11 protein-coding genes are annotated in these 11,752 nt (G+C 64.1%); 4 read left to right on the plus strand and 7 right to left on the minus strand.

All coding sequences use genetic code 11. From position 1 onward, the window contains the following. Positions 1-44 precede the first annotated feature (44 nt). The 3 genes from NKJ26_RS21140 to rsmA are packed head-to-tail and all read left to right on the plus strand — an operon-like array spanning position 45 to position 2,864. Positions 45-977: a SurA N-terminal domain-containing protein gene (locus NKJ26_RS21140; RefSeq protein WP_352598625.1), complete on the plus strand. Its 933-nt coding sequence runs from the start codon at positions 45-47 to the stop codon at positions 975-977. Further along, a complete protein-coding gene (gene pdxA / locus NKJ26_RS21145; protein ID WP_352696879.1) occupies positions 977-1,999 on the plus strand; it encodes a 4-hydroxythreonine-4-phosphate dehydrogenase PdxA in 1,023 nt (340 codons plus the stop codon). Before NKJ26_RS21140 ends, pdxA begins: the two co-directional genes overlap by 1 nt. A gap of 25 nt (positions 2,000-2,024) precedes the next feature. Continuing rightward, complete coding sequence (rsmA, locus tag NKJ26_RS21150; RefSeq protein WP_352696880.1) at positions 2,025-2,864, plus strand: 16S rRNA (adenine(1518)-N(6)/adenine(1519)-N(6))-dimethyltransferase RsmA; 840 nt, start codon at positions 2,025-2,027, stop codon at positions 2,862-2,864. Between the two features lie 136 nt (positions 2,865-3,000). On the opposite strand, the gene gmk is transcribed toward rsmA, so the two are convergent. The 7 genes from gmk to fabD form a co-directional block, all read right to left on the minus strand. Further along, complete coding sequence (gene gmk / locus NKJ26_RS21155) at positions 3,001-3,657, minus strand: guanylate kinase (protein WP_352696882.1); 657 nt, start codon at positions 3,655-3,657, stop codon at positions 3,001-3,003. A gap of 3 nt (positions 3,658-3,660) precedes the next feature. Continuing rightward, on the minus strand, positions 3,661-4,551 hold the full coding sequence (locus NKJ26_RS21160; protein WP_352696884.1) for a YicC/YloC family endoribonuclease: 891 nt from the start codon (positions 4,549-4,551) through the stop codon (positions 3,661-3,663). 156 nt (positions 4,552-4,707) lie between these two features. Beyond that, the gene (gene mltG, locus NKJ26_RS21165; RefSeq protein WP_352696885.1) at positions 4,708-5,952 is read right to left on the minus strand and encodes an endolytic transglycosylase MltG; all 1,245 of its coding nucleotides are present in this window, start codon (positions 5,950-5,952) and stop codon (positions 4,708-4,710) included. 102 nt (positions 5,953-6,054) lie between these two features. Then, positions 6,055-7,317 (minus strand): beta-ketoacyl-ACP synthase II, encoded by a 1,263-nt coding sequence (fabF, locus tag NKJ26_RS21170; RefSeq protein ID WP_352598630.1) that lies wholly within the window; start codon positions 7,315-7,317, stop codon positions 6,055-6,057. A 34-nt stretch (positions 7,318-7,351) separates the two neighbouring features. Further along, positions 7,352-7,588, minus strand: coding sequence for an acyl carrier protein (locus tag NKJ26_RS21175; RefSeq protein WP_006203723.1), 237 nt, complete (start codon positions 7,586-7,588; stop codon positions 7,352-7,354). A 212-nt stretch (positions 7,589-7,800) separates the two neighbouring features. Then, the gene (gene fabG, locus NKJ26_RS21180; RefSeq protein WP_352696888.1) at positions 7,801-8,538 is read right to left on the minus strand and encodes a 3-oxoacyl-[acyl-carrier-protein] reductase; all 738 of its coding nucleotides are present in this window, start codon (positions 8,536-8,538) and stop codon (positions 7,801-7,803) included. A 57-nt stretch (positions 8,539-8,595) separates the two neighbouring features. Beyond that, a complete protein-coding gene (gene fabD / locus NKJ26_RS21185; protein WP_352696889.1) occupies positions 8,596-9,537 on the minus strand; it encodes an ACP S-malonyltransferase in 942 nt (313 codons plus the stop codon). 277 nt (positions 9,538-9,814) lie between these two features. Here fabD and NKJ26_RS21190 point away from each other — a divergent pair, with 277 nt between their 5' ends. Further along, positions 9,815-11,743 carry an LTA synthase family protein gene (locus NKJ26_RS21190; RefSeq protein ID WP_352696891.1) on the plus strand — a complete coding sequence of 643 codons (1,929 nt, stop codon included), beginning with the start codon at positions 9,815-9,817 and terminating at the stop codon, positions 11,741-11,743. Positions 11,744-11,752: the final 9 nt, after the last annotated feature.

Genomic DNA, 11,752 nt, shown 5'->3' on the forward strand with positions numbered 1-11,752 from the left:
ATCCTGGACAGGACAAGGTTGGGCGGAACCGAGATAGAATTGGGATGCTAACGATGAGGAAATACCTCTTTTCGGCAGGGTTCGCGCTGCTTGTGGCGGCGACATCCGTGTCGATGACCGTGATGACGCCGCCGGCTTTCGCCAGCGAGATCAAATATGTCGTCAACGACATACCCGTCACCACCGGGGATATCGCGCATCGCGCCGCCTTTCTGAAGCTGCAGCGCAAGAAGGGCGATGCCGGCCAGGAAATGATCGACCAGACGCTGCGCATGGCAGAGGCCAGGCGGCTTGGCATCCGCATCAGCGACGCCCAGGTCGAGACCGCGTATCAGCGCTTTGCCTCCAACAACAAGATGCAGCTCGGCCAGCTTGACGGCGTCATGGAAAAATCCGGCGTCGGCAAGGACCATTTCAAGGAATTCATCCGCGCCCAGATGGCCTGGAACCAGGCCTTGAGCGCGCGTTACCGCTCCGGCGAAGGCGGCAGCGTGACCGAGCAGGACGCGGTCCGGCGTATGCTCGACAAGGGCGGTTCCAAACCGAGCGCCACCGAATACATGCTCCAGCAGGTCATCTTCGTCGTGCCGGCGGCCGAACGCAGCGCGACCTTGGCCAAGCGCAAGCGCGAGGCCGATGCCATGCGTGCCCGCTTCAACGGCTGCAACTCGACGCGCGAATTCGCCAAGGGCCTGCTCGACGTCACCGTCCGCGATCTGGGCCGGGTGCTGGCGCCGCAATTGCCGCCGGACTGGGCCGAGCAGATCAAGGCAACCAAGGTCGGCGGCGCCACCGTCACGCGTGCGACCGAACGCGGCGTCGAGTTCATCGGCATCTGCTCTTCGCGCGAAGTGTCCGACGACAAGGTCGCCCAGATGGTGTTCCAGAATGAAGGCTCCGGCGACAAGAACGCCGACGAGCTCAGCAAGAAATATGTAGACGAGCTGAAGGCGAAAGCCCGCATCGTCAAGCGCTGATGGGCAGCGCAATGACTGCGCTCGCGTTGAGCGTCGGCGATCCCTCGGGCATCGGGCCGGAGATCGCCATCGCCGCCTTTCTGGTGCGCGACACCGTTGGCGTGCCTCCCTTCTATCTGCTCGCCGACCCGGCGCTGATCGCTTCGCGGGCAGGCCTTCTCGGCATTTCGCTACCGGCGGTCGAAACAACACCTGCGCAAGCGGTGCAAGCCTTCTCCCACGCGCTGCCGATCGTCCCATTGGCCGCCCGCAGCATCGACAGCCCCGGCCGGCCGGACCCGGCCAATGCGGCCGGCATCATCGAGGCCATCGACCGCGCCGTTGCCGATTGCCTTGCCGGCGTCGCCGCGGCCGTCGTCACCTGCCCCATTGCCAAGAAGCCGCTCTACGATGCCGGCTTCCGCTTTCCCGGCCACACCGAATATCTGGCCTATCTGGCCGCAAGGCACAGCGGGGTCGACGCGGTGCCGGTGATGATGCTGGCAGGCCCGGACCTGCGCACGGTTCCCGTCACCATCCACATCGCGCTGGCCGAAGTGCCGAAAGCCCTGACCACCGAGTTGATCGTCGCCACCGCTCGCGTGACCGCCACCGACCTCGCCAGCCGCTTCGGCATCGCCAGGCCGCGGCTCGCCATCGCCGGTCTCAATCCGCATGCGGGCGAAGGTGGCTCCATGGGCCTGGAGGACGAGCGCATCGTGCGCCCGGCGGTCGACATGCTGCGTTCCGAAGGGATCGACGCTTTCGGCCCGCTACCGGCCGACACCTTGTTCCACGCCCGGGCACGCGCCGGCTACGACGTGGCACTTTGCATGTATCACGACCAGGCGCTGATCCCGGCCAAGGCGCTGGCCTTCGACGAGGCGGTCAACGTCACGCTCGGCTTGCCCTTTATCCGCACCTCGCCCGACCACGGCACCGCCTTCGATATTGCCGGCAAGGGTATTGCGCGGCCCGACAGCCTGATCGCGGCGCTGAAGCTTGCCAGACAGCTCGCCGAAACCGATGCAAGCGCCACATGAGCGCTTCCGCTTCGAGTCCAAAAGCATGAGCATCGATGGGCTGCCGCCGTTGCGCGACGTCATCGAGCGTCATGAACTGCAAGCGAAGAAGTCGCTCGGCCAGAACTTCCTGTTCGACCTCAATTTGACCGGCAAGATCGCACGTGCCGCAGGCGATCTGACAAACGCCACGGTAATCGAGGTGGGGCCGGGGCCCGGAGGGCTGACAAGGGCGCTGCTTTTCAACGGCGCGCGCCGCGTCGTCGCCATCGAGCGCGACGAACGCTGCCTGGCTGCCCTTGCCGAAGTGTCCGCTCATTATCCCGGCCGGCTGGAGGTGGTTCCCGGCGACGCGCTGAAGACCGATTTCGCGGCCCTCGCCGCAACCGCCGCCGGAAATGGAGGCCCGGTAAGGATCGTCGCCAATCTGCCCTACAATATCGGCACGGAACTGCTGGTCCGATGGCTGACGGTGGCGGACTGGCCGCCCTTCTACGCCTCGATGACGCTTATGTTCCAGCGCGAAGTGGCCCAGCGCATCGTCGCGGCGCCGGGCAGCGATGCCTATGGCAGGCTTGGCGTGCTGGCCGGTTGGCGCACGCAAGCCAGGATCGCCTTCGACGTGCCGCCCCAGGCGTTCACGCCGCCGCCCAAGGTCACCTCTTCGGTGGTGCAGCTGGAGCCGCGCGCGACACCCTTGGCTACCGATGTGAAGAAACTCGGCCGCGTCACCGAAGCCGCCTTCGGCCAACGGCGCAAGATGCTGAGGCAGAGCGTGAAAAGCCTGGGCGGCGAGGCCCTGCTCGAACGCGCGGGCATCGACCCGACCCGCCGCGCCGAAACGCTCAGCGTCGAGGAATTCGTAAGGCTGACGAATTTGGTGTAGCTCTTCTTCGCCCCGTTTACGGGGAGAAGATGCCGGCAGGCAGATGAGGGGCGGCACGAACCTCCAAAGGCATGGCGCAGCCCTCATCCGGCCCTTCGGGCCACCTTCTCCCGTAAACGGGGCGAAGGACGAGGGATCAGTCCGTCTTCTCGTCCAGCAGTCCCGAGACGAAGTCGAACAGACCAGGCCGGCGATCGCGTCTTAGCCGCTCGGCGACGACGATGCCGCGCACCTCGGCGAAGGCGCGGTCGAGATCGTCGTTGACGATGACGAAATCATACTCCTTCCAGTGCTCGATCTCATTGCGGGCGTTCTTCAGCCGTGTCTCGATCACCGCTTCCTGATCCTCGGCGCGGCGCTTCAGGCGCGCCTTCAATTCCCTCATCGACGGCGGCAGGATGAAGATCGAGACGATGTCGGCGCGCATCTTCTCCTTGAGCTGCTGGGCGCCTTGCCAGTCGATGTCGAACAGCATGTCGCGGCCTTGCGCCAGCGCCAGTTCGGCCGGTTCGCGCGGTGTCGCGTAGCAATTGCCGTGCACTTCGGCCCACTCGAGCAGCGCGTCGGAATCGCGCAGCCGTTCGAACTCACGCATCGTTCGGAAATGATAGTGAACGCCCTCGATCTCGCTGCCACGGCGCGGTCTGGTGGTGACGGAAACAGACAGTTCGAGGCTGGAATCGCTCTCCAGAAGATTGCGCGCGATCGTCGACTTGCCGGCACCCGAGGGTGACGACAGGACGAGCATCAGGCCTCGGCGACGAATGCGAGACCCCAAATCCCTGGCAACCATCGGCTACTCCAGATTCTGGACTTGTTCACGAAACTGGTCGACCACGGACTTCAGTTCCAGTCCAATCGCGGTGACGGCGGCGGCGTTCGACTTCGAGCACAGCGTATTCGATTCGCGGTTAAATTCCTGTGCCAGGAAATCGAGCTTGCGGCCGACGGCGCCGCCCCCTTTGAGCAATATCCGGCCGGACGCGACATGCGTTTTCAGCCGGTCGATCTCTTCGCGAATATCCGCCTTGGTAGCAAGAAACGCCGCTTCCATGTGCAGCCTGGCTGCATCCAGATTGGCGGAGGCGTCCATCAGTAGCCCGACCTGCTCGGCGATCCGCTCGCGGATCGCCGCCGGATCGCGTGACGGATCCGCCTCGGCGCGCAGCGTCAGCATTTCGATGGTATCGACATGGCCGGAAAGCAGCAGCGCCAGCGCAGCACCCTCGCCCTGTCGCGCCTGTTCCAGCCCTTCCAGCGCAACCTCGAGCGCGGCGGTGATGGCGGTGTCGAGCGCGGCCCGTACTTCCTCGGTTTCGACGGTTTCGGGAATGTCGAGCACGCCACGAAGCGACAGCAGACCGTCAGCCGTCGCCGGGGCAACCCCGAATTGTTCCTGCAGCCGCCGGGCAAGGCCGGCGAGGTCTTTTAGAAACGCTTCATTGACGACCGGCTGCGCCTGGGCGCCGGCGGCACGGCCAATGGTCAAAGTTGCCTGGAAATTACCGCGCGAAAAACGCTTCTGCAGCGTTTGCCTGACCGCCGGTTCCAACCGCTCGAAGCCTTGGGGCAGCCGCAGCCGCACCTCCACGCTCTTGCCGTTGACCGACTTGACCTCCCAGGCGATCGACGTGCCTTCATGCTCGGCGACCGCACGCGCAAAACCGGTCATGCTCTGCAAATTCATATCGCCCGCACATCCCTGGTGCATCGCCCCGAAACCAGCTTCCGGACAGGGCAAATGCTGCTTAAAAATGACCACGCCGCGAGCGCGTCGAAACCGGACGCGCGGCGCTCTTTCAAATGTCAGGCCGCTACCTTGTCGGCAACGCCTTTTTTCAGTCTATTGGGCGGTACTTGCATCGCCCCCGGCGTCGCCACCGCCGCTCTCGTCGATGGCGCCGTCAGCAGGCTTGTCAGCATCGCCGACACCGCTGGCGCTGGCCGCCTTGGCGGCCTCATCGGCCTGCTTCTTCTGCAATGCGCGATAGCGGGCGACATTCTCGTTGTGCTCGTCCAGCGTCGCGGCGAAAACGTGCCCGCCGGCTCCATCGGCGACGAAATAGAGATCGTCGGTCTTCGACGGATTGGCCACCGCCTCAAGCGCCGCCCGCCCCGGATTGGCGATCGGCGTCGGCGGCAGGCCGCTGATCACATAGGTGTTGTACGGCGTCTGCTTCTGGATATCCGACTGGTAGATCGGCCGGTCCGCCGGCTTGCCCTTGCCGCCGAACAGGCCATAGATGATGGTCGGGTCGGATTGCAGGCGCATGCCCTTGGCCAAGCGGTTCAGGAAGACGGCGGCGACGCGCGAGCGCTCATCGCCCTTGCCTGTTTCCTTCTCGACGATCGACGCAAGCGTGACGAATTCCTCGATGTTGGCCAGCGGCAGGTCCGGCGCACGCCGCTGCCAGACCTCATCGACCAGCTTCTTCTGGTCGGCCAGCAGCTTGTCGACCATCTGCTGGCGTGTAGCGCCGCGCGTGAAGCGCAGCGTGTCGGTGGCAAGGCTGCCCTCGGGAGGCTTGGTCCCCGGCATGTCGCCACTCAAGGCGGGTTCGTCGGCGATGCGCTGCAGCGCCTGTTCGACCGTCAGCCCCTCTGGAACGGTCAGCGAATACATCACCGACTTGCCGCTCTTCAGAAGTTCCATGATGTCGCGCATGGATGCCCTGGGCTTGACCTCGTATTCGCCGGCCTTGAGCGCGGAATCATTGCCGAAGGCGCGCACACCAAGGCGGAATACCCGGGCGTCGCTGATCAATCCGCGGCGTTCGAGCTGGTCGGCGATATCCTGGACACCGGTGTTCGGCTTGACCAGGAAAGTGTCGCCATTGGCGGATGGACCAGGCTCGGTGAATTCCTGCTTACCGAAATAGAGGGCGACGCCCGCCGCCAGGATGATCAACATCACCGAGGAGAGGACGAAGTTCGTGAACACGACGACCTGGCTGCGCGAAGCACGCGAGCGCTTCGGCGGCGGCGTGCCGGCTTCCGGCCGCAGGGCCTCGCTGGCCGTCTTCGGCACGATCGGTCCCGGTGTCGGCCGCTGCCCGAATTCTCCGCTGTCAGCCGGATTTGTGTTCATTTCGCCCTGCCGTTTGATTGCTCAACGAATCCCCCGAGGCAGAGTAAGGGCGAATATGGCAAAATTGACGACAAGCCTAAGCGTCGCCCGGTAGCTGGACGATCAGCCATTGTAGCGCTGGAAGACGAGCGAAGCGTTGGTGCCGCCAAAACCGAAGGAATTGGACAGCGCAACGTCGATCTGGCGGGCGCGTGGCTTGTTCGGCACCAGGTCGATCGCGGTTTCACGCTCGGGGTTGTCGAGATTGATGGTCGCCGGCGCGATGTTGTCCCTGATGGCAAGGATCGAGAAGATCGCTTCGGCGGCACCCGCCGCCCCCAGCAGATGGCCGATCGACGACTTGGTCGACGACATCGAAATCCCGGACGCAGCATTGCCGACAAGCCGCTCGACGGCGCCGAGCTCGATCGTATCGGCCATGGTCGAGGTGCCGTGCGCATTGATGTAGTCGACATCGGCGGGCGTCAGCTTGGCCCGGTTCAGTGCCGCCGTCATGCAACGGAAAGCGCCGTCGCCATCTTCGGCGGGCGCGGTGATGTGATAGGCGTCGCCCGTGAGGCCGTAACCGGTGACCTCCGCGTAGATCTTGGCGCCGCGCGCCTTTGCGTGTTCGAGTTCTTCAAGCACGACGACACCGGCGCCCTCGCCCATGACGAAGCCGTCGCGATCGCGGTCGTAGGGGCGAGATGCGGTCTGCGGCGCGTCGTTGCGCTCGGTCGACAGCGCCCGGCAGGCAGCGAAGCCGGCGATCGACAGCCGCGTCACCGGCGCTTCGGCGCCGCCGGCAACCATGACATCGGCATCGCCCCACATGATCAGCCGGGCAGCATCGCCTATGGCGTGCGCGCCGGTCGAACAGGCGGTGACGACGGCGTGGTTCGGGCCTTTCAGTCCGTGCCGGATCGAAACCTGGCCGGAGACGAGATTGATGATCTGGCCCGGGATGAAGAACGGGCTGATGCGGCGCGGGCCGCGCTCCTTGAGGATCATCGCATTCTCGGCGATGCCCTCGATGCCACCGATGCCAGAGCCGATCAGGACGCCGGTGGCGCACTGTTCGGCATGGGTTTTCGGCTCCCAACCGGAATCCTTCAGCGCCTCGTCGGCGGCAGCGATTCCGTACAGGATGAAGTCGCCGACCTTGCGCAATTCCTTCGGCTCGAGCACGGCCTCGGGATTGAAGGTGGCATTGCTGCCGTCGCCGCGCGGAACGACGTGGGCGATCTTGCAGGCAAGATCCTCCACCTCGAACTCGGTAACGCGCTTGGCGGCGCTGCGGCCGGTCAGAAGTTCCTTCCAGCTGTGCTCAAAGCCCATGCCGAACGGCGACAACAATCCAAGGCCCGTGACGACGACACGCCTCATCGCAGGTCCTCCCCGGTGATAACTGCGGAAAGCGTCAGGCCGAAGCCTTGTCGATATACTTCACCGCGTCGCCGACGGTCAGGATGGTTTCGGCCGCGTCATCGGGGATTTCGACGCCGAACTCTTCTTCGAACGCCATGACGAGTTCAACCGTGTCGAGGCTGTCAGCGCCCAGATCATCGATGAAGCTCGCCTGCTCCGTCACTTTGTCGGCATCGACGCCAAGGTGCTCGATGACGATCTTCTTGACGCGCTCTGCGGTGTCACTCATTTGGGCATCCTCGTCTTTTGGTTGTCTGTCTTCGTTAGCGGGCAGAATGCCGCTAATCAAGCTGAAAGATGGTCCTGCCGGTAACGCAATGGCTACGGACCGGTTTTTGCCCGAACCGCCGGGTTGCAGGCCGCATTACACGAAAATTGGCTCAGGTCCAAGGCGAAATGGGCTCTTTTCACAAGCCGGCAGCCTTGCCGCAGGAACCTCATTCAGATCATCGCCATGCCGCCATTCACATGGATGGTCTGGCCGGTGACATAGGCCGCTTCATTGGAGGCGAGATAGGCGACGGCGGACGCGACCTCGGCGCTGCTGCCCATGCGGCGCGTCGGGATCGCCGCCATGATCGCCTCTTTCTGCTTGTCGTTGAGCTTGTCGGTCATCGCCGATTCGATGAAGCCCGGGGCGACGCAGTTGACGGTGATGTTGCGGGTGGCGATCTCCTGCGCCAGCGATTTGGAAAAGCCGATCATGCCGGCCTTGGAGGCGCAGTAATTGGTCTGGCCGGGATTGCCGGTGACGCCGACCACCGAGGTGATGTTGATGATGCGGCCGTGGCGGCGACGCATCATGGGGTGGGTGAGTTCGCGCGTCAGCCTGAACACGGCCGTCAGGTTGACCTCGATAACATTATCCCAGTCGGCGTCAGCCATGCGCACGAACAGGCCGTCCTTGGTGATGCCGGCATTGTTGACCAGGATGTCGACCCCCTCGAGATCGACCTCCGCCTTCTGGCCGAGCGCCTTGACTTCGTCGCGGTCCGACAAATTGGCCGGGAACAGCTTGACCCGGTCGCCCAGCTCGCTGGCCAGTGTCTCCAGTTTCTCGATGCGCGTGCCATGCAGGCCGACGATCGCGCCCTGCGCATGCAGCACCCTGGCGATCGCCTCACCGATGCCACCCGATGCGCCGGTAACGAGCGCCTTGCGGCCAGTCAGTTCGAACATTTTTGTCTCCTGATTGAGAACAGAGCACACTCTATAGGGATGAGATCAAACGGCACTTTATGCAAGCGCCGCCAATGCCGCCTCGACCTCGGCCGCGGTGCCGACCGCCGCGGTGGCGATGTCACGGTTGATGCGGCGGGCCAGCCCCGAAAGCACCTTGCCGGCGCCGACTTCGTAAAGCGTGGTGACGTCGTTTGCGCCGAACCACTCCACCGTCTCGCGCCAGCGCACGCGGGCAACCACCTGCTCGACCAGACGGCGCGCGATCTCGTCCGGGTCGTTCGTTGGGGTGACGGTGACGTTGGAGATGATCGGGACCACCGGCGTGGCCTTGGCCACGCCAGCCAATGCCTCGCGCATGATCTCGGCCGCCGGCGTCATCAGCGCGGAATGGAACGGCGCCGACACCTGCAGCATCAGCGCCCGCTTGGCGCCTTTCTCGGTGCACAGTTTCGCCGCCAGTTCGACCGCGGCCTTGGCTCCCGAAATCACCAGCTGGCCGCCGCCATTGTCGTTGGCGACCTGGCAGACGGAACCTTTGGCGGCCTCGGCGCAGGCGGCTTCCACATCCGCCTGTTCCAAACCGATGATCGCCGCCATGGCGCCCTCGCCGGCCGGCACCGCCGCCTGCATGGCATTGCCACGGATACGCAGCAGCCGCGCGGCATCGGCGACCGAAACGAAACCGGCGGCGGCGAGCGCTGAATATTCGCCCAGCGAATGACCCGCGACATAGGCGATCTTGTCCTTCAGCGAGAAGCCGCGCGATTCCAGCGCCCTGACCGCCGCCAGCGAAACCGCCATCAGCGCGGGCTGGGCATTGGCCGTGAGCGTCAAGATCTCTTCGGGACCTTCCCAGATCAGCTTCGACAGGTTCTCGCCGAGCGCATCGTCGACTTCCTGGAAAACCCTGCGTGCTTCGGGAAAGGCGTCGGCGAGATCCTTGCCCATGCCGACAGCCTGGCTGCCTTGTCCCGGAAAGGTGAATGCGACGGCCATGCGTGGGCTCCCGAGGCTTGGTTCTGCTTGCCTGATACACGATTTTTCATGCCTGTGACGCAAGGCGGGCCGCCAAGTCAAGCCCGGTTCGGCTTCTTCGCGGGGCAGCATGGCAAGCCGAGTGCCTGTTCCAAAAGGCTTTTTGGCGATCACTCCTGATGAAAACCGCTCACGAATCGTTTGCTGGCTCTTCTTATTTTCGCCACAGGCGCTAGCTTTGCGTGACAATTCCATGACAATCGAGTGACGCGCTTGTCGCTGGGTGGGAAAGTTGAAAGTGGCCAAGAGTTTGAAACGCGCCGGCAAAGCCGTGCCGCAGTTCCTGGAAGACGATCCGTCCACCGGCTATCTGCCGGGCCGGAGATGGCCGGTCGTCCGCTATGGGCTGATCAGCCTGGCGATCTCGGCTGTCCTGGTGTTCGCCATTGAATTGACCGTTCGCGGCGATGTCGCCGGCACCGTTTCCTTCTTCCTGCAGCCGCTCAAGCCGGGGTGGACCACCATCGTCGTCTTCGCGCTGGTTCTGATCGGTCTCGACGCCGTGCTCGGCCGCAGTCATCAGAGCCTGATGATCGTCGCGCCGCTGACCTTGTCGCTGGCCTTCGTCGGCCACCAGAAATCGCATTATCTAGGCGACCCGCTCTATCCGACGGATTTCCTCTACGCCCGCCAGATCTTCGCTCTGCTGCCGCTCCTAGTGCGCGACAGGCCGATGACCGCGCTGGCAATGGTCGCCGGCATCGTCGCCGGCCTGTCGCTGCTCGTCTATGGCTGGCGGCTCTGGCGCCGCAAGGTTCCAGCACTCAGCCGCAAGGGCCGCCTGGCCCGGCTGACGCTGGCGGTGCCGTTGCTTGCCTTTTTCGTCTCGATCATGGACTACGCCACGTTTTCATGGACCCGCGACCGGCTGCAGATCATCCCGATCATGTGGGACCAGAAGGAAAACTATGCCTCCAACGGTTTTGCGCTCGCCTTCGCGCTCAACGTGCCGATGGCGCATGTGTCGGCGCCGCCGGGATATTCCGACAAGGCAATCGCGGCGATCGACCGGCCACCGGTGACCGCTTCGGTACCCGACGAAAAACCCGACATCATCATCGTCATGAGCGAATCCTTCTGGGATCCAACCACGCTGCCCGGCGTCACCATCACCCCGGATCCCATTTCCACCGTGCGGTCGCTGCGTTCCGGCTCGATGTTCTCGCCTGAATTCGGCGGCATGACCGCCAACATCGAATTCGAGGCGCTGACCGGCTTCTCGAACGCCTTCCTGCCGGCCGGCAGCATCCCCTACCAGCAATATGTGCGCACGCCAACGCCTTCGATGGCGACCTTCCTGAAGAGCGAAGGCTACAAGGCGCGCGCCATCCATCCAGGCACCAACTGGTTCTGGAACCGTGGCGCGGTCTACGCCGATTTCGGTTTCAACGACTTCAAGTCGGAAGAGACGCTGCCGCCCATGGAAAAGCGCGGACCGCTGGCATCGGACGCCGCGATGACCGACGAGATCATCCGCGAGGCCGACAGCAGCGACCAACCAGTGTTCTTCTTCGCTGTCAGCCTGCAGAACCATGGCCCTTACGAGCCCAACCGCTATTACAATCCGACCCACACGGTGAAAGCACCGATCAGCCAGTGGGCGCGCGATTCGCTGCTTTCCTACGCCGAGGGTTCAGCCGACGCGGACCGCGGCCTCGAACGCCTTGTCGAATGGGCCAAGAAGCGCGAGCGGCCGACGGTTCTCGCCTTCTTCGGTGACCATCTGCCGCCGTTGGGGCCGGTGTATGTCGAGACCGGCTTCCTGAAGGACAACGTCGCGCCACGCAAGGAGCCGACGCCGGAAGCCGCCCTTGACCATCACCAGACACCGCTGGTCATCTGGTCGAACCGCTCCGGTCCAGTCGAGAACCTGGGCGCGGTGAGCCCCGCATTCCTGCCCTATCATATCCTCACCACCGCGGGCATCACCCACCCTTATTACACGGGCTTCCTGGGCGAGATGCGGGAACACTATCGCGTGGTCGACCGCAACCTGCTGCTGACCCCGACCGGCGAGGCCACGTCGGATTGGTCGCGGCAGAAGGAGATCGACCCGACGATACGCGATTTCCGGTTCATTCAGTACGACATGATGTTCGGCAAGCGCCACGCGGCGCCCGACTTCTTCCCCGAAACGGTCGGCAAGGCTGTCGCCCACACGAGTTGAATTCCCGAT

Source organism: Mesorhizobium sp. M0152 (assembly GCF_040322415.1).
Classification (GTDB): domain Bacteria; phylum Pseudomonadota; class Alphaproteobacteria; order Rhizobiales; family Rhizobiaceae; genus Mesorhizobium.

Bases quoted from the DNA above. Each gene is read 5' to 3' on its own strand.
- NKJ26_RS21140 (WP_352598625.1), top strand. From the start codon at position 45: ATGCTAACGATGAGGAAATACCTCTTTTCGGCAGGGTTCGCGCTGCTT.
- pdxA (WP_352696879.1), top strand. From the start codon at position 977: ATGGGCAGCGCAATGACTGCGCTCGCGTTGAGCGTCGGCGATCCCTCG.
- rsmA (WP_352696880.1), top strand. From the start codon at position 2,025: ATGAGCATCGATGGGCTGCCGCCGTTGCGCGACGTCATCGAGCGTCAT.
- gmk (WP_352696882.1), bottom strand. From the start codon at position 3,657: ATGGTTGCCAGGGATTTGGGGTCTCGCATTCGTCGCCGAGGCCTGATG.
- NKJ26_RS21160 (WP_352696884.1), bottom strand. From the start codon at position 4,551: ATGAATTTGCAGAGCATGACCGGTTTTGCGCGTGCGGTCGCCGAGCAT.
- mltG (WP_352696885.1), bottom strand. From the start codon at position 5,952: ATGAACACAAATCCGGCTGACAGCGGAGAATTCGGGCAGCGGCCGACA.
- fabF (WP_352598630.1), bottom strand. From the start codon at position 7,317: ATGAGGCGTGTCGTCGTCACGGGCCTTGGATTGTTGTCGCCGTTCGGC.
- NKJ26_RS21175 (WP_006203723.1), bottom strand. From the start codon at position 7,588: ATGAGTGACACCGCAGAGCGCGTCAAGAAGATCGTCATCGAGCACCTT.
- fabG (WP_352696888.1), bottom strand. From the start codon at position 8,538: ATGTTCGAACTGACTGGCCGCAAGGCGCTCGTTACCGGCGCATCGGGT.
- fabD (WP_352696889.1), bottom strand. From the start codon at position 9,537: ATGGCCGTCGCATTCACCTTTCCGGGACAAGGCAGCCAGGCTGTCGGC.